The 20,319-nt window shown below is 70.7% G+C and carries 15 protein-coding genes; 3 read left to right on the plus strand and 12 right to left on the minus strand.

Features of this window, described 5'->3' with window-relative positions; all coding sequences use genetic code 11:
* Positions 1 to 11 precede the first annotated feature (11 nt).
* Positions 12 to 2,717 (minus strand): AsmA family protein, encoded by a 2,706-nt coding sequence (locus ACJ8AN_RS09125; RefSeq protein ID WP_407754876.1) that lies wholly within the window; start codon positions 2,715 to 2,717, stop codon positions 12 to 14.
* 275 nt (positions 2,718 to 2,992) lie between these two features.
* Here ACJ8AN_RS09125 and ACJ8AN_RS09130 point away from each other — a divergent pair, with 275 nt between their 5' ends.
* Positions 2,993 to 4,768 (plus strand): DUF885 domain-containing protein, encoded by a 1,776-nt coding sequence (locus ACJ8AN_RS09130; RefSeq protein ID WP_407754877.1) that lies wholly within the window; start codon positions 2,993 to 2,995, stop codon positions 4,766 to 4,768.
* A gap of 13 nt (positions 4,769 to 4,781) precedes the next feature.
* Here the strand turns inward: ACJ8AN_RS09130 and ACJ8AN_RS09135 are convergent, their stop codons facing one another.
* The 6 genes from ACJ8AN_RS09135 to ACJ8AN_RS09160 all read right to left on the minus strand — a co-directional run bounded on the left by ACJ8AN_RS09135 (position 4,782) and on the right by ACJ8AN_RS09160 (position 12,324).
* On the minus strand, positions 4,782 to 5,678 hold the full coding sequence (locus ACJ8AN_RS09135; protein ID WP_407754878.1) for a nucleotidyl transferase AbiEii/AbiGii toxin family protein: 897 nt from the start codon (positions 5,676 to 5,678) through the stop codon (positions 4,782 to 4,784).
* 15 nt (positions 5,679 to 5,693) lie between these two features.
* Entirely contained in the window at positions 5,694 to 6,269 is a 576-nt protein-coding gene (locus ACJ8AN_RS09140; RefSeq protein ID WP_407754879.1) for a type IV toxin-antitoxin system AbiEi family antitoxin domain-containing protein, read from the minus strand.
* A 48-nt stretch (positions 6,270 to 6,317) separates the two neighbouring features.
* Positions 6,318 to 8,885 (minus strand): DUF5916 domain-containing protein, encoded by a 2,568-nt coding sequence (locus ACJ8AN_RS09145; RefSeq protein WP_407754880.1) that lies wholly within the window; start codon positions 8,883 to 8,885, stop codon positions 6,318 to 6,320.
* A 35-nt stretch (positions 8,886 to 8,920) separates the two neighbouring features.
* The gene (locus ACJ8AN_RS09150) at positions 8,921 to 9,799 is read right to left on the minus strand and encodes a 4-hydroxy-3-methylbut-2-enyl diphosphate reductase (RefSeq protein WP_407754881.1); all 879 of its coding nucleotides are present in this window, start codon (positions 9,797 to 9,799) and stop codon (positions 8,921 to 8,923) included.
* 105 nt (positions 9,800 to 9,904) lie between these two features.
* On the minus strand, positions 9,905 to 11,932 hold the full coding sequence (locus ACJ8AN_RS09155; RefSeq protein WP_407754882.1) for a M56 family metallopeptidase: 2,028 nt from the start codon (positions 11,930 to 11,932) through the stop codon (positions 9,905 to 9,907).
* On the minus strand, positions 11,929 to 12,324 hold the full coding sequence (locus ACJ8AN_RS09160) for a BlaI/MecI/CopY family transcriptional regulator (protein WP_407754883.1): 396 nt from the start codon (positions 12,322 to 12,324) through the stop codon (positions 11,929 to 11,931). The genes ACJ8AN_RS09155 and ACJ8AN_RS09160 overlap by 4 nt, the downstream gene beginning before the upstream one ends.
* A 238-nt stretch (positions 12,325 to 12,562) precedes the next feature.
* Here ACJ8AN_RS09160 and ACJ8AN_RS09165 point away from each other — a divergent pair, with 238 nt between their 5' ends.
* Positions 12,563 to 12,907, plus strand: coding sequence for a hypothetical protein (locus ACJ8AN_RS09165; protein ID WP_407754884.1), 345 nt, complete (start codon positions 12,563 to 12,565; stop codon positions 12,905 to 12,907).
* A gap of 271 nt (positions 12,908 to 13,178) precedes the next feature.
* Here the strand turns inward: ACJ8AN_RS09165 and ACJ8AN_RS09170 are convergent, their stop codons facing one another.
* The 3 genes from ACJ8AN_RS09170 to ACJ8AN_RS09180 form a co-directional block, all read right to left on the minus strand.
* Positions 13,179 to 13,991, minus strand: coding sequence for a hypothetical protein (locus tag ACJ8AN_RS09170; protein ID WP_407754885.1), 813 nt, complete (start codon positions 13,989 to 13,991; stop codon positions 13,179 to 13,181).
* Positions 13,992 to 14,133: 142 nt separating this feature from the next.
* Positions 14,134 to 14,922 carry a crotonase/enoyl-CoA hydratase family protein gene (locus ACJ8AN_RS09175; protein WP_407754886.1) on the minus strand — a complete coding sequence of 263 codons (789 nt, stop codon included), beginning with the start codon at positions 14,920 to 14,922 and terminating at the stop codon, positions 14,134 to 14,136.
* 135 nt (positions 14,923 to 15,057) lie between these two features.
* On the minus strand, positions 15,058 to 16,767 hold the full coding sequence (locus ACJ8AN_RS09180; protein ID WP_407754887.1) for a lamin tail domain-containing protein: 1,710 nt from the start codon (positions 16,765 to 16,767) through the stop codon (positions 15,058 to 15,060).
* A gap of 231 nt (positions 16,768 to 16,998) precedes the next feature.
* Between ACJ8AN_RS09180 and ACJ8AN_RS09185 the strand changes: the two genes are divergently transcribed.
* Entirely contained in the window at positions 16,999 to 17,763 is a 765-nt protein-coding gene (locus ACJ8AN_RS09185; RefSeq protein ID WP_407754888.1) for a hypothetical protein, read from the plus strand.
* Positions 17,764 to 17,767: 4 nt separating this feature from the next.
* On the opposite strand, the gene ACJ8AN_RS09190 is transcribed toward ACJ8AN_RS09185, so the two are convergent.
* Both ACJ8AN_RS09190 and ACJ8AN_RS09195 read right to left on the minus strand, forming a co-directional pair.
* The gene (locus ACJ8AN_RS09190; RefSeq protein WP_407754889.1) at positions 17,768 to 18,862 is read right to left on the minus strand and encodes a hypothetical protein; all 1,095 of its coding nucleotides are present in this window, start codon (positions 18,860 to 18,862) and stop codon (positions 17,768 to 17,770) included.
* A 13-nt stretch (positions 18,863 to 18,875) separates the two neighbouring features.
* On the minus strand, positions 18,876 to 20,279 hold the full coding sequence (locus tag ACJ8AN_RS09195; protein WP_407754890.1) for a vWA domain-containing protein: 1,404 nt from the start codon (positions 20,277 to 20,279) through the stop codon (positions 18,876 to 18,878).
* Between the last annotated feature and the right edge of the window lie 40 nt (positions 20,280 to 20,319).

The following is a 20,319-nucleotide window of genomic DNA, read 5'->3' on the forward strand; positions in this document are numbered from 1 at the left end:
GAAGCTCCAGCTTAGCGCTTGAAGATGCCCTCGAGGCGCTTCTTCGCCTCGTCCTCGGCCTTCTTGCGCGCGGCCTCCGCTTCCTGCTGCGCCTTCTGCTCGAGCTCCTTCTGGTGCTTCTCCGCCTCGGCCTTCGCGGCCTCCTTCGCCGCGTCCGTGCCGCCGGTGATGACCTTCCCCACCTCCTTGCCCTTCTCGCCCAGCAGCTCCGTCGCCACGCCCGCCGCCGCCATCTTCGCGATCGCCGTCGCCGCCGGCCTCACGTCCAGCCCCGTCACCTGCGGCGCCCACGCCTTGCCCGTCAGCTTCAGCGCCACTGGCACCGGCCCCGTCGGCGCCGCCTTCCCCGCGGTGATCTTCTGGATGGTCTGCGGCTGGAGGTTCACCGTCCCCGCCAGATCCAGCGTCCCGTCCAGCCGGATGCCTCCGTCGAAGCTCATCGCCGCCTCGGGCCGCGTCCACGTAATGGGCTTGGACAGCTGCGCCACGCCGTTCTTGATGGTCACTCCGAACGGCAGCTGGTCCGCGAGCTGCGTCACGCCCTGATCCGTCAGCACCTTGCCCGCGAAGGGCAGCGCCTTCACCAGCGGCCCGGTCACCGCCGCCGGGATGTCCAGGCCGGTGAACGCCCCGCCGAGCAGCGTGCCATCGATGCCTCCCGCGAGCCGCTCCTGAAGGCTCTTCGTCTCGTAGCCCACGCCCGACAGGTTCAGCTGCCCGTCGAACTTCCCATTCATCACCTGGCGCGGCACCCGCTTGGACATCGCCTGCGCCACGTCCATGCCGCGCACCTGCGCCTTCAGCTCGAAGGGGCGCTGCGCCGGGTCCGGCCCCAGCCGCACCGAGCTGCCTCCCGCCGACACCGTGCCGCCGTACACCCCCGTGGTGAAGCGCTCCACGGTGATGAGGTCGTCCGCCATCTTCAGCTCGGCCACCATGTTGGACAGGTCCATCTCATTCATCCGCAGCGCGCCGATTTCGAAGAGCATGTCCCCGCGCATGCCGTTGAAGCGCTTGGGGTCGTTGGGCCCGTCCTCCTTGGGCGCGGTGCCGCCGGCCGCTGAAGCAATCTCCTCGTCCGTCATCAGCAGCTCGTCCGCGTTGAGCCTGGGGCTCTTGAGCGCCAGGGAGAACTGTGTCGTCTGCTTCGCCCCCTTGCCGGACTGGGCATAGGACGCCGTGCCGCTCATCGTGGAGTCGAGCATCGCGATGTTGAGCCGGCTCAGGTCCACCTTCATGGGCGTCTTGCCGCTCGCGGGCTGGTAGGTGCCCGCCGTGTCCACGGTGAAGGTCTGCCCCGGCCGCTTGTCGAGCAGCAGGCCCGGCCGCATGTCCACGCCCGTCAGGTCCGTCTTCGCATCGAAGCGCAGCGCCCCTCCGCTGGCCGCGGCGCCGGTGAGCCGGGCCGTCAGCCGCATGGGCGCGCCCGCTTCCTTGGAGAGCTGCTCGGGGATGCGCAGCCGCACGGGCGTCAGGTCCAGCTCCGCCGTGAGTGCCTGGGCCTGCTGCGTGCCGCCGCCGCGCACCACGAGGCCAAGGGGGCCCGCCACCTGGTTCGCCAGCGACTTGCGCAGCGGCGGGTAGTACTCGGCGAGCACCGCCGGGTCGAGGTTCTGGCCCACCAGCTCGAAGTCCTGCATCGAGGGCGTCTCGGTGAGCAGTCCCTTCACCTGTCCCTTGCCGGTGAGGCGCGCGGGGCCGAGCTCCATCAACAACTTGCTCAGCGTCAGGTCGCCCGTCTTCATGTCGCCCGTCACGTCGGTGTCCAGCACCACGTCGAGCGCCTTGCCGCCCTCGGCCCCGGCGAAGCGCAGGCCCTGCGCCCGCAGGCCGCCCTGGAGCTTCGTGGGCCCGTTGCCGCCGGGCACCGCCGCGCCGAGGTCCGCCGTCCAGTCCGCGCGCAGCGTGCCCGCCTGCAGCCCCACCTCCGGCCCGAGGAAGGGCCCCAGCGGCGCCAGGTCGATGGGCTCGGACTTGAGCACCACGCGCTCGGGCACCGGGGTGAGCGTGGCCGGCAGCGGTGCCATCTGCACCGTGAGGTGGAAGTTCTGCTGCTGCGCCAGCACCGCGGCGTGGAGCACCACCTCCAGCGGCTTGCCCACGCGCAGGTCCTTCACCTCCACGTCGAGGTCGGAGATGGCCAGCTCGCGCGCCTGTGCCGCGCTGCGGTCGATGAAGCGGATGGTGGCGTCGGTGAGCGCCGCCCGGTCCACGCGCACGCCCGACAGGTCCCTGGGCGGCTGCTTCCCGGCGGGGGGCTGCTCCTCCTCGGGCTTCTGCTGCTGGGCGAGCTTCTCCTGCAACCGCGACACGTTGGTGGTGCCATCCGGCAGCCGCACCACGTTGACGGTGAGCCCGGACACCTCGGCGTTCTTCACCTGGATGTCCTTGCCGCTCGAGGTGAGCGCGGGCCAGAGCGCCACGGCCACGTCGAGCTTCTTCAGCTCCACCAGGGGCACCTGCTCGCCCTCGGCGGCGCCCACCACCACGTTCTCCACCTCGATGCCCACGTGGGGGATGAGCTGCGTGTCGATGTCGCCAATCTCCACGGGCCGGCCGAGCGTCTGGGAGAGCTGCGCGGCCTCGGTGCGGGCGCGCGAGAGCAGGAAGGCGTCGAGCCGCCACAGGGCGATGGCCACCACCACCACGAGGAGCAGGACGATGCCGCCGACGACATAGGGCCAGCGCTTCTTCTGGGGCTGCTGCGGTTCGGACATGACTCGGTACCTCCTCCAGCGAGCGGGCCTCGAGGGGTTGCACGCAGCCCGGGCTGGCAGTCAGGGAGACCCTTAGCCCAGGAGGACTTCTCCCGCACGTTTCGTGTGCACGGGGGCCCGGCGCTGAATGTTGAAGATGGCATTCATGGGCTGGGACGGCAGTCGATGGTGAACATGCAATCCGGCCCTTCACGGCGGGTCCGCCTGCCCGCCCGGGTTGCGAGCACGGCGCGCCCCGGGGACACTGCGGGCCCCTTCTTCGCCCGAGCCCCTGGATGCTTCGCACCACCCTCTGCTGCGCCGCCCTGCTCCTGGCGCCCGCCTGTGCTCCGCGCACGGGAGCTGGAGCCGCGGCCTCCTCGAGCCCCATGACGCCCACGCCCGCGGATGCCGAGTACAGCCGCTTCGCCCGTGAGTACCTCGACGCGTACTACGCCGCCCACCCGGTGCGCTCGACGAGCCTGGGCCTGCACCCCTACGACACCCGGCTGCCGGACGTCTCGGCCGGGGCCTTCGAGCGCCGGGCGAAGGAGCTGCACGGGTGGCTCGCGCGGCTGGAGAAGCTGGACCGGGCGGGGCTCACCGGGGACGCGGTATTCGACGTGCGCATCCTGGAGAACGCCCTGCGCGCGGAGCTGCTGGAGCTGGAGGAGGAGCGTGGCTGGCAGCGCAACCCGATGCTCTACAACGGCACCATCGCGAACGGGCTCTCGTCGCTGTCGCAGCGCGAGTTCGCTCCGGTGGAGGAGCGGGTGGCGAGCCTGATGGCGCGGATGGGGCAGATTCCGCGGGTGGTGGCGGCGGCGAAGGCGAACCTGCGCGACGTGCCGAAGCCGTGGGCCGAGCAGGCGCTGCGCGACACGCGGGGCACGGTGAACTTCCTGCGCTCGGACCTGCCGGCGGCGCTGGGGGCGCAGGGGCTGGGACGCGCGGATGGGAAGCTGAACCAGGCGTTCTCCGCCGCGCTGGCGAAGGCCACGGCCGAGGTGGAGGAGTTCGCGCGGTGGCAGGAGACGGAGCTGCTGCCGAAGGCGAACGGAGACTTCCGGCTGGGCAAGGAGCTCTTCGAGCGGAAGCTGGCGCTGGAGGAGCACGTGGCGCTGACGGCCGAGCAGCTGCGCGACCTCAACGAGCGGGCCATTCGCGACTACAAGGCGAGGGTGGCGGCGGAGGCGGCGCGGGTGGATGCGAGGAAGTCCCCGGTGGAGGTGATGGATGCGCTGGTGCACGACCATCCGACGGCGGAGGCGCTGATTCCGACGGCGCGCGAGCAATTGGAGGAGTGCCAGCGCTTCGTGCTGGAGAAGGGGCTGATGACGCTGCCGTCGGAGCGGTTGCCGGCGGTGCGCGAGACGCCGCCGTACGCGCGAATGGGCTTCGCGTCGATGGACACGCCGGGGCCGTTCGAGACGCGGGCGACGGAGGCCTTCTACAACATCACGAACGTGGAAGCGGGGTGGACGGAGGAGCAGAAGGCGCAGCACCTGACGTACTTCAACCACGCGGGGCTGTTGGGCGTCACGGTGCACGAGGCGATGCCGGGCCACTTCGTGCAGCTGTTGTACGAAGCCCAGATTCCCACGGAGGTGCGCAAGGTGTTCGCGCCGGCGTCGCTGGTGGAGGGCTGGGCGCACTACGTGGAGCAGATGATGGTGGACGAGGGCTTCGGCGGGGGAGACCCGGGCGTGAGGCTGGGGCAGTTGCGCCGGGCGCTGCAGCGGCACGCGCGGTGGCACGCGGGGCTGTCGATGCACGCCTTCGGTGAGTCGGTGGAGGGGGCGGCGAAGCGGTACGCGGAGATCGCCTACTTCGAGCCCTTCCCGGCTCTGCGCGAGGTGCAGCGCGGCACGTTCAACCCGACGTATCTCTATTACGCGCTGGGGCGGATGCAGATTCTGAAGCTGCGCGAGGACTACAAGCGCTACGTGGAGGCGCGAGGACAGACGTTCTCGCTGAGAGACTTCCACGACCGGTTCTTGAGGCTCGGACTGCCGGTGTCACTGGCGCGGCAGGCGCTGATGCCGGGGGACACGGGTCCGTCGCTGGAGTAGGCACGAGGGCGCCTCACTCCCAGCGCCAGCGGTCGGGGCTCCACGTCTCCCCACCGCTCTTCAGGACTGGGTCGAGGAAGGCGCTCGCGGCACGGTAGACGTCCGCGAGCGTGTTCCAGGGCAGCCGATCGTTTCGCGCGATGTACTCATAGGCGGAGAGCCACGAAGCAGGCGGTGGAGGCAATTTCTCCATCAAGAGATGCGAGCCTCGGAAGGAGAACGTCTTCTCGAGTGCTGTGCGCAGGAGCCCGCGGGAGAAGGTGCCGGTCTGGGCCAGAAGTGCGAGGTCTGGGAGATCCTTCACCCGCGAGTTCTCGCGTTGGCGCGGGAGGGTGTAGGCGTGCAGCTTCTCGGCGACATGGGTCTCGCGAGGGTAGACACGCAGCGATGAGCGCGGCACGCCCGCGAAGGCGAGGACGTCGCTGCCCGCGATGACTTCGGGAGTCCCCACGAGGACGTCGCCAAAGGCCGCGTCCACCCCGAAGGGATGGCCGTAGGGTTTGTCCGCCAGACGGCCCTGTACCCGGAACCGGCGTCCCTCGTACACCATGCCTTCGCCGTCAATGACGTCCCCGTGAGGCCCGACCGCCACCTCGAAGAGGAGATGGTCTCCCATGTCGAGCTGGCCTGCTTCCCGTAGTTGGGCCAACAGGAGATTCGGGTTCCCCGCGCAACGCAGGTCGACATCCTTGGTCGAGCGGGCTCGCGCGAGGCGCAGCTCGAGGACGACTCCACCCTTCAATACGACGGCCTCCCCCAGGATCGTGAAGACACGCGTGAGGAATCGGTCGAAGACGAGCTGCTGGCGTATTCGGTCGAGAGGCCTACCGCTTGTCCGGGATGCATCCTTCAGACGGTCTTCAAGAGCCTGTTTGAATGCGGAGGGAGTCTTGTACTGACGGATGCTCACCCCTCATCAATTACTCTAGAAGTCAGGTAGACTCAACCTACGCCATTCGTTCTGAAGTACGGTAGGGCTGACGAGCCCTCGTTCGAGGATCTGCTGGCGTGCGGAGTGGATGAACTCGGGGGAAGCGTGAGCGCGGACGCAATCCACGAGGGTGCGGAGCGGGGAGGTGACCGGAACATTGCCCACCCAGCGCCGTTCCGGTGCGCGGATGTCCGCGAAGTACAGGCGTACGCTTTCAGGCACGCGCAGCCGTCGGCGTGCCCAGGCCGCGGGAAGTGTGAGGTGGTACACCGCCGGCAGGGCATCCGAGAGATCCTGGAGCATCAGCGCGGTTTCATGGCTGAAGACGCCGGCCTGCTCGCTCCATAGCCAGAGGACCACGAGATCTTCATGCTCTCCCGCGGGGTAGTACGTGAGCCGGAAGATTCCCCGGCGAGCCCGCTGGATACGGCCCCGCTTCATGTGGTGGGCCAATAGCGGCAGGGAGTAACCGGCCTCCTGCGCCTGCCGTGCGCTGAAGTAACCCCCCTGGCCCGCGGCGACTTCGTAGAGCCGCGCCCACTCGGGTCCGTTGGGGCGAGTTTCCTCCATGCACGAACATTAAACGCCATTTAATGTTCGTGCTACCGCCCCTGTGGCTCACACCCCCCAGTACCAGGACCACTTGACCATCAGCGCGTCGTTGGCGGCGCCCGCGAGCAGCCCCTGGGGCAGGAGCGTGTGCGGGGGCTGTACGCCGTCTTCCACCGGGAAGCGCTGCTGCCCGCGCGTGTAGACCACGTACAGCGTGGAGCCCAGCCGGTACTCCCAGCGCAGCACCACGTTCAGGTTCAGCCCCACGTCGTGGAAGTCGTCCGTGTTCTCGTGCGCCACCGGCACCAGGCTGGAGAAGCGGATGGGCGAGCGCGCCGCGTCGGACAGGCCCTCGTAATAGGTGCCGTAGGAGCCGTAGCTCGTGAAGAGCTGGGCATACGCCTGCAACGTCAGCTTCGGCGTCATCACCCACTGCTGCCGCAGCGTCAGCGACAGCGTCTCCGACAAGAGCGGGCTGAGCAGGAAGCGGTTGTCGTCCAGGCTGTCGATGTAGCGCGGCCCGGTGGGTGTGCGATCCACCAGCGCCTCCAGCCGCGTCTCGAGCGAGGGGTGCGGCCGCACCGTCCCATACAGGTTCGCCGTCCAGCCCCAGGCCGGAGCCACCGGGCCCATCTCGGGGTGGTACGCCACCGCGGCGAAGCCTCCCGCCGCCACCGGCCGGTTCGGATTGGTGTCCCCGCCAATCACGAAGAAGGCCGACTGCTCGTTCTCCAGCGGCACCCCCGAGCCCTTCAGCTGGCGCACGTCCCAGCCTCCGACGTTCACACCCGTTTCAATCGCGAGGACGTCGAAGCTCGGCAGCTGCACGCTCGCGTTGAAGTTGGCCCAGCTTCCCCGGTTCACGCCCCGGCCATCCGTCGTCCACTGCGTGCCTCCGCCGAGGTTGGCGAACACGCTCTTGAAGGGCCCCATCCCGTTGGGGCGCTGGTAGTGCAGCCAGGCGCGCGGCGCGTGCTGGTTCTGCGAGGGCAGGAAGCCGCTCGGGTTGAGGTCCAACCGGGGCGAGGTGAAGTCGTAGCTCATGTCCCAGCGGAAGCCCTCGCCGCCGTACTTCCCCGCGCGCAGGAAGCCGCCAAAGCCCGTGTCCCCGCGGTGCAGCACGGTGCCATCGCGCAGCGTGAGCTCGGGCAGGCCGCCCACCACCTGCGAGCCGTCCAGCTGTCCCATCACCCCGTACTGGCCATCGGCCGTCTTCAGGTCGAAGTCCACCGCCGCGGCGTTGCCGCCCCGGGCCAGGCACTGCGCCGGTTGCACGTCCTCGTCGAGCGCCGCGTCCTCGGCCGAGCAGCCCCCGGTGAGCGGCGTGGCCAGGGTCACCATGCCGCCCACGCGCGAGCTCGGGCCCACCTTGCCGCGCAGCACCGCCGCCAGGTAGTTCATGGGCACCGCCGGGTCCGTGGGCAGCGCGTTGTTGGGGCCCAGGTGCAGCGGGCGCGTGAGGTACAGGCCCACGTTCCGGTCCGGCCGCTCCTCGTCCACGTCCCGCTTCCACGGGCTGGTGACGACGGCGTCCAGCACGCCCACCTCCAGGCCCTCGGTCACCGTGCCCGTGAGCTTCGCCGCCCCGAGGATGGGTGTCTCCAGCCCGATGCGCCTCGAGTAGAAGAGCGTCTGCGGGCTGCCCTGTCCGCCCACGGAGTTGAACAGCTCCATGCCCTGCGTGAAGAAGGAGCGCTTCTCCGGGAAGAAGGCCTCGAAGGTGGAGAGGTTGAGGATGAGCTGGTCCGCCTCCACCTGGCCGAAGTCCGGATTGAGCGTGGCCGTCAGCGCCAGGTTGCTCGTGAGGGCCGTGCGCAAATCCAGCCCCACGTCCAGCGAGGGGTCCACCAGCCGCGGCCAGGGCCTCGCCTCGTCGGAGAACTGCGGGCGGGCCACGGTGCGCGCCGCGAGGTACGGCACCAGCTCCAGCGCCGTATGCGGCTGGAGGTTCTCCATCCCCGTGAGGTGCCCCAGGCGCGACACGGTCGCGTTGCTGTTGCGTGGGTTGAGCACCGTCTCCAGCTCTTCGTTGCGGCGCGCGATGTCCCGGCGCACCGAGAAGCCCCACGTCTGCACAGGCGCCTCGGGGAAGCGCAGCAGCGAGAGGGGAATGGCGAGCTCGGCCACCCAGCCGTCCTTCGTGTCGCCCGCCGCCGCGTCCCACACCCCGTCCCAGTCCGAGGTGTAGTTGCGATCGTCGTAGTACAGGCCGTCCGACTGCACCCCGCCCGCGTTCACCGTGAAGACGTAGGCGGTGCGGTGGTCGTGCGTCGTGTCCAGCAGCACCTTCACCCGGTCCGAGTACAGGTCGCTGTCGCGCCGCCCCAGGTTGCGGTTGATGAGCGCCGGCTCCGAGTCGTGGCAGGTGACGGCGATATAGACGTTGCGGTCATCGTAGAGGACGCGCAGCTCGGTGCGCTCGCTGGGGGCCGCGCCCTCCACGGGGAAGCGCTGCACGAAGCCGTCGAAGACGGGGGCCTTCGCCCACGTGTCCTCGTCCAGCTTGCCATCCACCACCACGGGTCCGCTCGCACGTGCCGCGTGGAGGAACTGGTTGCGCCCCGGCCCCTCGACGGCGGCGGAAGCCCCCGCCGCCCACACCACTCCCGCGCTCAGCACCCAGTGACGCAACATGTTGAAGGACCCCCCTCGTGGCCCGAGGCGCGCTTCTACTTCCCGCCCGCCTTCTTATTCCCAGACAGCGAACGAACATAGTTCGAGTCGATTGCGTGGATGCGCATCTCCACGAGTTGCTCGAGCGTAACATTCGGGTAGCCGGCCTCGCGAATCTCCCGGACGTACTCGGGGGTGACGCCGTGGATGCGCATGGAGAGCAGGTCTTCCAGGCTCGGGTTGGCGAAGCCCAGGCCCTTCACCTCGCGGATGAACTGCGCGGTGACGCCGTGGATGCGCGTGGCCACCAGGTCATCGAAGTCGAGCTTGCTCAGGCCCACGCCGGCCAGCTCGCGGATGTGCTCGGGCGTCACGCCGTGGATGCGCGAGGCGACGAGGTCGTCCATGGAGAGCTTGTCGTAGCCGGCGGCCTTGAGGGCGCGGATGTGCTCGGGCGTCACCTGGAAGATGGCCACCTGGAGCAGTGCGTCATGCGAGAGCTTCGTGTAGCCGAGCTCCGCCAGCGCCTTCACCCGCGCCGGGCCCAGGTCGAAGAGCGCGAACTGGAGCTGCTCGTCCGGAGAGATATCCGGGTAGCCGAGCTTCGCCATCTCCTGCTGGTACGCGGCGTTGGGGCTGAACTGGTAGTGACCCGCGCCTTCACCGGCGGCGAAACGGCCCTCGAAGCTCAGCGTGCCCGCCTCGCGCACCAGCTGGAACTTCGTGTCGCCGTCCGCGGTGCTCAGCCCCTGGAAGGCCGAGCGGGCGACGCCGATGCCCAGGTTGTTGTGCTCCTGGAAGTGGAAGTTGAGCTGAAGCTTGTCGTCGTGGGCGGTGGCCGTCCACGTGCCGGCGTTGGGCACGGCGGCGAGCGCGGTGAGGGTCCACAGCAGCGCGGCGGCGAAGAGCGGGTACGGCGTCCTCGAGGTTCTCATGGTTCGGTCTCCGGTTTTCGGGACTTCGGACAAAAGGGGGCCCGGCGGCGCGCGCGGAGTGCGCGGCCGTGGGCCCGTGGGAGGTGAGGGGAAGGGGACTGCCGGTTACTGCTTCTTGCGCAGCTCGCGGATGAAGTCCGCGTCCACGCCGCTGCTCTTCAGGCGCACCAGGTCCTCGACGGAGAGCTTGTCGAGCCCCTCGGTTCGCAGCTTGCGGATGAAGTCCGCGTCCACGCCCATGGCGCGCAGCTCCACCACCTCGTCGGCGGGCAGCTTGTCGAGCCCCGCCTCGCGCAGCGAGCGCAGGTACTCGGCAGACACGCCGAGCGCCTTGAACTGCGTGAGGTCCTCGGCCGACAGCTTGTCGTAGCCCGCGGCCTTGAGGGCCTGGATGAACGGGGGATTCACTCCCACGGCGCGCAGCTCGACGAGGTCATCGAAGGCCAGCTTGTCGTAGCCCGCGGCCTTGAGCTCGTTGATGAAGCGCTCGTCCACGCCGACCGCCGCCGCCTGCGTGAGCTCGTCCGCCGAGAGCTTGCCGTAGCCCGCCGCCGCGAGCGCCTTCACGCTCTCCACGGTGACGCCGACGTGCCGCATCTCCACCAGCTCCTCGGCCGTGGGCTTGCGGCCCAGCACGTCCGTCATCTGCTTCACGTACTCGGGCGTCATGTCGGCGTGGCCGAACTGCACCAGGTTGCCCACCGTGGGCTCGTAGCCGAGCGACTCCAGCTCCTTCACCCGCTCGGGGGTGACGCCGGCCGTCTTGAGCGCGACGAGCTGATCCACCGACAGCGGCTTGCTGCCCACGCGCGTGGTGTCCTCGTCCTCGTCGTAATCCGAGTCGTCATCCCCCTTTGGATTGGGATTGGGATTGGGATTCGGGTTGCCGGCGATCACCGGCTTCGGCGAGGGCACCGCCACCGGAGCCTGGGCCACCACGGCGGTGACCACGCCCCGGGCCAGGGGCCTCGTGTTCATCGCGAGCGCCGGAGCGCCGGGGACGGAGGGCTCGGCCGGGACCGGAGCGCTCGCGGGGACCGGAGCGGCCGGAGCCTCGGCGGGGGCCGCGGGACGCTCGGGGAGGACGAGGGCCGCGAGGGGCGCCGCCACCGCCACGCCGCTCATCAGCGTGACGACCGAGGCTCCCGCCACCCACCGCGACGAGCAGCGTGCCGCGGGCGCCACCACCAGCCGGCGGACGCGCTCCGAGAGCGAGCCTCCGAGCGCGGACATGGCCGGGCTCGTCGCGCCGAGGGGCAGCACGCGCAGGGCCTCGAGCGCGGTGAGGGCGCGGGCGTAGGAGACGGCGTTGCCGCTGGTGCTCACGGCGATGTCGTCGCAGCAGTGCTCGCGCTCGACGCGGATGACGCGCGACATCCACCACACCGCCGGGTGGTAGAAGAAGAGCGTCTCCACCATCGTCTGCACCAGGTTCACCACGTAGTCGTGGCGGCGGATATGGGCCAGCTCGTGGGCCAGCACCATCTCGAGCTGACGGGTGGACAGGCCGGTGAGGGCCGACACGGGCAGCAGCACCACGGGCCGCAGCCAGCCCACCGCCGCGGGCACGTCCACCGCCGCCGAGCGCAGCAGCCGCACCGGGCGCGTCATGCCCAGGCGCTTCGCCAGCCGCTCCAGGGCTTCCTGCCACTCGGCGGGCGCGGGCCCGGCCTCACGCACCAGGCGGCGCAGCTTCAGCCACCCGGAGAGCAGCCGCATCGAGGAGAGCGCCACGCCCAGTCCCCACGCGAGCACCAGCCAGTGCATGTGCTCGCCCAGGAGCGACAGCGTCCGCTCCATCACGGGCGTGGGCTCGGCGGCGCGAGGGGCCTCCACCGGAAGCACCGCGGAGCGCGCGAGCGTGGGCACGGGTGCCGTCGTGGCGCGCATCACCGGGGCCGGGGCCACGGCGAGCGGCTGTGCTGCCTCGAGGGAGACGTAGTGCCGCCAGCCGGTGAGGGCGGGCAGCACGAGCATCAGCGCGAGCGCGCCACAGGCCAGCAGGTAGCGCAGGGAGGCCGCGCGCCGGTCGAGCACGCGCAGGGCCACGGCGAGCGCCGCCGCCACGAGAGCGCCCTGCCACAGCAGGTGCAGCAACGCCCAACCCAGGGACTGCGACACGGCTCCACTCATGGCGTCTCCTCCCCCTCGAGGGTGTCCAGCAGCTTGCGCAGCTCGGCGAGCTCCTCGGCCGAGGCCTTCTTCGTCGACAACGCCTGCATCGCCAGCTGGGCGGGCGAGCCACCGAACGCCCGGTCCAGCAGATCCGTCACCAGCTGCCGTTGCGTCTTCTGTTGCGTGGCTCGCGTGGTGTACACGTGCGCGCGCTGGGACTCGTCGCGCTGCACCAGCCCCTTGTCGGTCATGATCTGCATCAGCTTGAGCACCGTGGTGTAGCCGGTGCCGTCGGTGCCCTTGTTCAGGGCCTCGTGCACCTCGCGCACCGTGCTCGGGCCGCGCTCCCAGAGCACTCTCAGGATGCCCAGCTCCGAGTCCGTCGGACGCGGCAGCGTTGGTTCACTCATCGCATTCCCTCCCGTCAGCTTCGTTGGAGAAAGTATACGAAGGGGTTCGTAGATGTCAACGAAGACCTTCGTAGATGACGGGGGATGTCGGCTGGGGAGCAGGGAAGCGGAGGGGGGCGAGCGGCGTGCGAGCCGGCTGTCTGCCTGGCCGCGAGGGGACTGCACTGGGAGGGGACTACCAGCGCTTGGGGGCACGTCCCACCTTCCGGGGAGGTGAGGAGTGCACCAGGAGGCTCGGATGGCGGACAAGCGGAAGGAAGGAACGCAGAAGCGGACGGTGGTGCGTCGGCGCCGGACGACGGCGGGGGCGGCGGGCCGCATCGCGGTGCGCCGGAACACCGCCCCGTACCGGAGCGCCGCCGCGGATGAGCACGCGGTCCAGGTGAGGGAGCAGATCGAAGCCGCGCTCGCCGAGGGCCGCCGCCTGCGCGAGGACATCGAGCAGCGGATTGATCGCCGCCTGGAGGAGGAAGACGTGGCGGGCAAGGCCGCGAAGATCATCACCCAGCTCACGGCGAGTGCGCGGCTGCGCACGGTGAAGCCGCTGGCCCAGGACGCGAGCCGCGCGAAGTCCTCGAAGTAGGCGATGACGGGGTGGCTCGGAGCTGAAGCGCCGGGCCGCCCTTGGAGCGTGAGGCCGCGGTAGCGCGCCTGGCGCCGGTGGTCTCGCTCCCCGCGAGTGCGCTACGCCATGGCCCCATGCACGAATCGCTCAAGCTGCTCGGGAGTACGGCGTCATCCGCTTCCAGCTGCCCTTCGCGCTCACCCTCTGGTCGCTGCACGTGGTGGTGCTCTGGGCGTTGATCCGGCTGACGGCGGGATGAGCCGGCGCCTCCCCTCCGCCCCGGGCGGCGCTACGGAGCGCCCCGCCGCGAGCGGACCTGCTCGAGCGCGGCCTCGAGCTGCTGCGTGTAGTCCTTGCCCGTGTCCTCGTCGACGAAGCGCTGTCCCGGAGCCATGAAGTAGCCGGAGCGCGCGTAGGCGGCCTGGAGGAAGCGGGCCTGCTGCGCGGGGTCCAGCTCGCGCCAGCCGCGGCCCTCGTCCAGCGCCGAGCGCCAGTCCGAGCCGTCGCCGAATTCCCGTGCCCACAGCGTCTCGCACACGTGGTCCGTGCGGCCGGTCTGGTATTGCCAGAGGTGGCCCACGCCGCGAATGAGCAGGTGCATGGGCAGCAGCAGCGCTCCCGAGGCGGAACGGGGAAGGTCCCGGGGCACGTAGAGCGTATTGCCGAGCGTGAAGAGTCCGCCGGGGAGCGCGAGCAATCCCAGCCGTCCGACCTTGAGGCGCACGCGCGAGTAGTCGAGCCCCTCTCCGAACACCTTGCGCAGCTCGGTGAGCTGCTTCGCGCCGAGCCCGCATCCCACGGGCTCCCATCCGAGCACCGTCTGCACTCCGCTCAGCACGCGTCCGCCGAGGCCCAGCACCCCCTCCAGGGGCACCTGTACGAGCGCCATCACGCTCCGGCGCAGGAGGTTGCCCCCGCGCGCGAACTTCCCCGTCAGGAGCGCGCCGAGCCCGAGCGCGAGGCACTTCGCGGCCAGCGCGAGGTTGCGCAGCACGCCGAGGAGCGCGCTCGCGACACCGGAGAGCAGGAGGGCGCCGGCGCCTTCACCGCGCGCCGTTTCGTCGTGGGGAGCTGGGGACAGCGGCAGGGTCCGGGTTTCCATGGCACCTCCTGGGGGCGAGCAACCAGGGCTCGCGCACGGTGGGGCTGCCTGCCCGGAGTGACACCTGTTCCACGGGAGCGGGTGTGTCCTCTCGAACGGACCGCCCGCCCGCCAGTGGTGGGAAATGGACGGCGCCGTGCCGTCAGCGGCCGGTGAAGCGGGCCTCGCGGCGCTCGACGAACGAGCGGACGCCCTCGCGCGCATCCTCCGAATGGGAGAGTCCAAGCAGCGTGGGCAGCAGGGAGCGCGCGGCGGCCGCGGGGCCCTCGGTGAGCGTCTGCCGGGCCGAGGCGAGGGTGGCCCGCACGCCCAGGGGGGCCTGCTTCGCCACCGTCTCCGCGAGGGCCAGGGCGCGCTCGCGCTGCTGTCCGGGCGGGACGACCTCCTGCACGAGCCCGATGCGGTGCGCCTCGCGCGCGTCGAACTCGTCGCCGGTGAGCAGCCAGCGCATGGCGTTGCCCCAGCCGGCCACCTGGGGGAAGCGCAGGGTGGCGCCGCCGAAGGGGAAGATGCCGCGCTTGATTTCAATCTGTGCGAAGCGCGCGTCCTCGGCGGCGATGGAGATGTCCGCGGCGAGGAGGAGCTCGATGGAGAGCGTGAGACACAGGCCCTGCACCGCGACGATGAGCGGCCGGGTGCGCACCGCGCCCTGGACGCCCCACGGGTCGATGGCGCCCTCGGGGTAGAGGGGCTGTCCGCTGGAGAGGGCGGGGGCCACGTTGGCCAGGTCCAGGCCGGCGGAGAAGTGGTCTCCCTCGGCGAGCACGACCATGCAGCGCACGTCGGGGTGGCGGTCCGCGTGGGTCATCGCGGCGGAGAAGGCCCGGAGCATCGCGAGGTCGAAGGCGTTGCGCTTGTCGGGGCGGTTGATGCCGAGCACGGCGACGTGGCCACGCACGTCGAGGGTGATGCGAGGGTCTGTCGTTTCCATGGGGCTCCCGGTGCAGCGGAAAGGGGGCCCATCTTCGCCCGAAGCCGCACCCGGGGGGGACGAAACGGGGCCGGTCCACACCTCGCGGTGGAGACCGGCCCCGGGTTGTTACGTGTTCAGCGAATCAGGAGCGAATCAGAACGCGGTGCCGCTGGCGCGCGTGCCCGGCGAGGACGTGAGGCTCGACACGCTGGTGTGCAGCACGAAGGTGGCGCCGCTGGTCGCATCCGGGCTGCGGTTCATCGACACGCCGTCCGTGCCCGCGAGCGACGAGGCGTAGGTGGTGGTGTCCACCGTCGTGCCCGCCGAGCTCTTCAGCGTCACGGTGTCGCCGCTGTTGCCCAGGGCGAGCGTGCCCGAGGTGCAGGCCACCGCGTTGGTCAGGCCCGTGGGAATGCCCGAGGCCCCGCCGAACACCACGATGGCCTTGCCCGCCGCCAGGCTCGTGCCGCTCGCGAAGGTGTGCTTCACGCCCGCGGCGTCGGAGAGGGTCCAGCCCGACAGGTCCGCCGCCGTGCCGCCCGAGTTGACGAGCTCCACGAACTCGGCGTTCACGTCCGAGCCCGGCTCGTTGGCCATGATCTCGTTGATGAACACCACCGCGGCGCCACCGCCCGTGGAGGTGGTGAGGGTGAAGGACGCGTTGCTGCTATCGGTCACGGCGGCGTTGGCGGCATCGCTCACGCGCACCTTCGCGGTGGTGGTGGCGGTGCTCGGCACCGTCCAGGTGTAGCTGCCCGTGGAGGCGGCGGTGCTGGAGGTGAGGACGGTCCAGCTGGTGCCGCCGTTGAGCGTGTACTCCACCTTCACGTTCGTCACGCCCGAGGCCGTCCAGGTGATGGCGTGCGAGCTGCCACCGGCCCAGCTCTCGCCGCCGTTGGGCGAGGTGACGGTGATGCCCGTGGTGGTGGTGTCGCCGGGGATGGAGAAGTCCTTGACGATGGCCATGTGCTGCATGTTGGTGGCGCCGCTGTCGGTGCTCAGCGCGGGGGAAATCTCGGAGATGGGCGAGTACACGCGCGTGTCCGCCACCAGGCCCGCGGAGAAGCTGCTCGAGCCGATGACCGTGGCCACCTGGTAGGCGCGCAGGTCGCTGTCGACGAGCACGTGGTCATAGGGGCTGGCGCGGCTGGCGTTGGTGTTGGTGTTGCCGTTGCGGTCGGCCGGGTAGGGGCTCGCCGTGGACACCACCTGCGAGAAGGTGGTGAGGCAGGACTCGGTGCGGCTGCTGGTGTTGAAGTCACCGCCGATGGCCAGGTAGTCCCCGGTGGGGATGTTGGCCTTGATGAGGTTGACCAGGTTGGTGGCCTCGGTGTTGCGCGTGGCGGCGTCCGAGGTGAGCAGGTGCACGCTCACCACCCAGAGGTCCTTCGGGCCCGGCACGTCGATGCGCGCCCACGAGAAGTCGCGGTTGGTCACCTGCGTGTCGTCCCACTCGCCCGAGGCGATGATGGGGTAGCGGCTGATGATGCCGTTCGGAATCTGCGCCCCGCCCTCGCGGTAGTAGGAGAAGCTCGTGCCGAAGGTGCTGTCGACGAAGCCGCGGATGGCCGTCGCCGAGTTGTCCCCGTAGTTGAACTCCTGGAGCATCACCACGTCGGGCTTGATGCCCTTGAAGATGCGGATGCCCTCGCCGGGGTCGTAGCTCTGCAGGTTGCCGCTGGTGATGTTGGCGGCCATCAGGCGCAGCGGGACGTTGAGCGCGGCCTCCTGGGTGCCCTGGAGGTCATCGGCCTGTCCGTCCTGCTGCGCGCCACCGCAGGCCGCCAGCAGGAGGGAGAGCGCTGCCGCGAGCAATCGGCGGTCGAGCAGCGGGTACCTCGAAGAGGTTTCGGTCTTGTGCACGGTGTCTGGGTCCTGCCCCGGTACCGGAGCGGTGGATGGGTTCTGGAGGGAACCGTCTCGAATTATCGGCTTAGTGAGAAACTCTGTTGCGCACGGAAATATGTGGAAATTCGGCGTGCGGCACCAGCCCCCTGGGCGCCTTCCGCGCGGTCCGGTCCGACCATCGGACCAGTTGCGGGAAAACGCGCCCGGGGTGCTCCTCCCGCGGGGATGGCCTAGACTCGCGGCGTCATGGAGCGCATCCGAGCCGCCACCGCCGTTCCCGCCGAGGAGAGTGCCCCGCCGGAGGTGATGGCCGTGGAGCCCGCCGTGGCGGCGCCCATCTCCCTGGGCGAGCGGGTGGAGGTGGTGGCCTCACCCGGCGTGACGCGCGAGGACGTGGAGTCGTTGCTGGACGGACTGTCGGCGCCGCTCGCGCCGGGAGAGTCCACGCGCCAGCGGGCGGATCAGCTGCTGCGCCTGCTGCAGGACGAGGCGCTCGGGGACCTTACGGACAGCAACGAGCGGCAGGTGCGTCCTCTGGCGTTGGAGGCGCTCATCGGGCTCGGCTTTCCCTATGCGCTCGAGGTGCCCCCGGACGTGCTGGCCGAGATGCGGGGGAGCGTGGCGCGGGCGCTGTCCCGCTCGTCGCGCTGGGGGCTGGGGCTGGCGGGGGTGAACGCGCTCGTGCCGGTCATGGGGCAGGTGGTGTCCACCAGCCCGGGCAGGTGGTGGTACGACACCGGGGTGTGGAACCAGCTCGAGGGGCCGGCCATCCTCGCGGGCGTGCTGTTCCTGCCGGCGGCGCTATCGGCCCTGGGGGAGCGCTACCGCCAGAAGTGGCTGAAGTACCTCGGCAACGGGGCGCTCGTGTTGATGAGCACGGTGGGCTTCATCCCGGGCATCATCATGAGCCGCGATGGGTTCACGCCGGACGGTGCCACCTTCCTGGGAATGGGCCTCGCGCTGCTGATGAGCGCGATCTGCCTGCGGCACCGCCCGGAGCCCGGGGAGTGAGCTTCTAGCCCACGACCTTGTTGGACTCGGGGAGGGGAGCCGGAGCCGGGGCGCCCGAGTCCTCCTGGCCCAGGGACTCCAGCTTGCGCGCGAGCTGCGCGGCCTGGGCACCCTTGGAGGCCACGTCACCGCCGCGCACGCCCACCAGGGACACCCGGGCGCGCTCCAGCAGCGCCACCTGGGCGTGCAACTGCGCCAGCAGCCGCTCGCGCTTGCGCCCCAGCAAGTCCAGGTGGTTGAGCTCCTCGCCGAGCGACGAGGCCGCCAGCTCCAGCTGCCGCCGTGCCACCGCGTCCGTGGTGGCGGCCGCCTTGGCGCGCAGCTCGCGCACCTGGGCGTCCACGTCCCCCTGCTGCACGGCGTGCAGCTGCGCCTCCAGGTTCGCGTGCGACTCGGCGAGGGAGAACACCTCGCGCACCATCTTCTCCAGCACGCCCAGCAGCTCCGTCTTGCCCGGGCCCGCCGTCATCCGCGCGGCCTCCTTCTGGCACTGGCCGTAGAGGGTCACCGCGCGCATCACCAGGCCCTGGGCCTCGCCGGACAGCTGCTTCTCCAGCGCCGAGCCCCGGGCCTCCACCGCGTTGCCGTGCACCGACACGTGCGAGGCCAGCGTGCCCACGCTCCAGAAGAGGCCCACCGCCGCGAGCCCCAGCACCGTGCCCAGCGCGCCCAGGCGCCCGTCGAAGAGGCGCGCGTCCATCACCGCCTTCACGTACAGGCCGAGGGGCACCATGGCCCCGGCGCCCACCGCTCCGGCCAGCACCTGGAGGGGACGGGGCCGCCACGTCGTGCCCAGGGCGCCCACGACTCCAGCCGCGAGCGTGCCCATGCAGGCCTCGGCCAGGGGCGTGGGGACGTTGAGCACCTCGGGGATGTTCAGCAGCACGGGCAGGCCCACCAGCATGCCCAGGCGCAGCTTCCAGTCCACCCGTGCGCTGGCCAGCGCCGCGCCCGCCACCGCGAAGAAGCCCAGGTCCACGTGGACGAGCAGCCGCGCGGCGGCCGCCACCAGCAGGCCCGCGGCCGCTCCGCCACCCAGCGCACGCAGGGTGCGCACCTCGAAATCCTCGCGTTCCTGCAGCTGTACCGACAGGGGCATGGCCGGCCTTTCCCTAGTACGAATTGTTCTGTCCGAAGGTCTTCAGCGACTTGCGATGAAGCTGTAACGCCTCACGCTTCACGGAGGTTTCATCCCGCGCGTTGAGATAGGCTGCCCGGGTCTGGTCCACGTCCGCAAGCTCACCCGAGAGCGCCTCCGCCGAGGTGCCGAAGAGGCTGCGGGCGTTGTCCAGCAGGCCCAGGGCCCGCTCCCGGTTGCCGCGCTTCATCTCCTCGGCCGCCGCCTGCATCTGCCGCGCCCCGAGCGCCCGCACCGCGTACATCCGCACCTCCTGGTCCAGGTTGGCGCGCACCAGGGCCTCGTCCTCCGTCACCTTCGCGGACAGTCCGAGCGCCACCTCCACCTGCCGTGCGGCCTCCACGTCCCAGTAGCGCAGCCGCGCGCCGAGCACGCTCCGGGGCGCGTCCACCGCCTCCAGCCCCAGCGTCAGCTTCACCACCACGCGCGCCTCCTGCCCGCCGGCCAGGTCGTACAGGGGCACCACCAGCTCGCGGCCCTCGCGCCGCGCCGACACGCCGAGCACCTCCGCGTCCGTCACGCCCTCGGGCAGCTGAAGCCGCAGCTCCACCGTGCGCGCCAGCGTCCCCGCCGCCTGCTCCAGCTCGCGCCGGAAGATGTCCGTCAGCTTCTCCGAGTCCTGGATGTAGCCGTAGAAGCCGCCGCCCTGCTCGGCCAGGCCGCGCATCAGCCGCTCGTTGATGTCCTCGCCCACGCCCAGCCCGCTCACCGCCATGCCCTCGTGCTGGTAGGTGGCCGCCAGCCGCCGCAGCTCCGGCTCCGAGGTGAGGCCCTCGGTGGGCTCGCCGTCGCTGAGCAGGAGGATGCGGCTCACCCGGAAGTCGTGCACGTGGGGGCGCAGCTCCAGGGCCGCCGCCTCCAGGCCGCCGCTGAGGTTGGTGGAGCCCTCGTCCTCGATGGCGTTCACGAAGGCGAGCATCTGCTGGCGCGTCTCGTAGGACACGGGCTGGCTGGCGAAGACGCGCACGTCGGTGCCGTAGTGCACGAGCGCGAGCCGGTCCCCGTCGCTCAGGCTCTGCACGAGCATCCGCGCCGCCTGCTTCGCGTCCGCCAGCTTCTGCCCGCGCATGGAGCCGGAGCGGTCGATGACGAGCGCGAGGCTCACCGGCAGCCGCTTCTCCTCGCGGGGCTTGTCGGCGCGCACGGTGAGGGCGGCGTAGGCCTCGCTCGGCCCGGCCGCCAGGTATGCCCCGGACAGCTTGCCCTCGAGCGTGAGCGCGCCGTCCCTGGCGGTGGTGGGTGGCAGCACCACGCCCGTGGGAGCCTCGCCGGGCCGGGCCACGGTGTGGCTGGTGTCCTTCTGGCGGGGCAGGCCGACGACGACTGCCCCGAGGGCGAGCAGCACGGCGGTGGCCAGCAGCAGGTGTGTCCGGTTCATCGGCGGTCCTCGGCGGAGCGGGGGGAAGGCGGGAAGCGCA

The sequence above is a fragment of the Archangium sp. genome, assembly GCF_045802675.1.
Lineage (GTDB): Bacteria > Myxococcota > Myxococcia > Myxococcales > Myxococcaceae > Archangium.

Coding starts and splice junctions, on each gene's coding strand:
- ACJ8AN_RS09140 (WP_407754879.1), bottom strand. CDS start 6,269: ATGGAGGAAACTCGCCCCAACGGACCCGAGTGGGCGCGGCTCTACGAA.
- ACJ8AN_RS09170 (WP_407754885.1), bottom strand. CDS start 13,991: ATGGAAACCCGGACCCTGCCGCTGTCCCCAGCTCCCCACGACGAAACG.
- ACJ8AN_RS09130 (WP_407754877.1), top strand. CDS start 2,993: ATGCTTCGCACCACCCTCTGCTGCGCCGCCCTGCTCCTGGCGCCCGCC.
- ACJ8AN_RS09190 (WP_407754889.1), bottom strand. CDS start 18,862: ATGCCCCTGTCGGTACAGCTGCAGGAACGCGAGGATTTCGAGGTGCGC.
- ACJ8AN_RS09165 (WP_407754884.1), top strand. CDS start 12,563: ATGGCGGACAAGCGGAAGGAAGGAACGCAGAAGCGGACGGTGGTGCGT.
- ACJ8AN_RS09150 (WP_407754881.1), bottom strand. CDS start 9,799: ATGAGAACCTCGAGGACGCCGTACCCGCTCTTCGCCGCCGCGCTGCTG.
- ACJ8AN_RS09185 (WP_407754888.1), top strand. CDS start 16,999: ATGGAGCGCATCCGAGCCGCCACCGCCGTTCCCGCCGAGGAGAGTGCC.
- ACJ8AN_RS09195 (WP_407754890.1), bottom strand. CDS start 20,279: ATGAACCGGACACACCTGCTGCTGGCCACCGCCGTGCTGCTCGCCCTC.
- ACJ8AN_RS09125 (WP_407754876.1), bottom strand. CDS start 2,717: ATGTCCGAACCGCAGCAGCCCCAGAAGAAGCGCTGGCCCTATGTCGTC.
- ACJ8AN_RS09175 (WP_407754886.1), bottom strand. CDS start 14,922: ATGGAAACGACAGACCCTCGCATCACCCTCGACGTGCGTGGCCACGTC.
- ACJ8AN_RS09145 (WP_407754880.1), bottom strand. CDS start 8,885: ATGTTGCGTCACTGGGTGCTGAGCGCGGGAGTGGTGTGGGCGGCGGGG.
- ACJ8AN_RS09155 (WP_407754882.1), bottom strand. CDS start 11,932: ATGAGTGGAGCCGTGTCGCAGTCCCTGGGTTGGGCGTTGCTGCACCTG.
- ACJ8AN_RS09160 (WP_407754883.1), bottom strand. CDS start 12,324: ATGAGTGAACCAACGCTGCCGCGTCCGACGGACTCGGAGCTGGGCATC.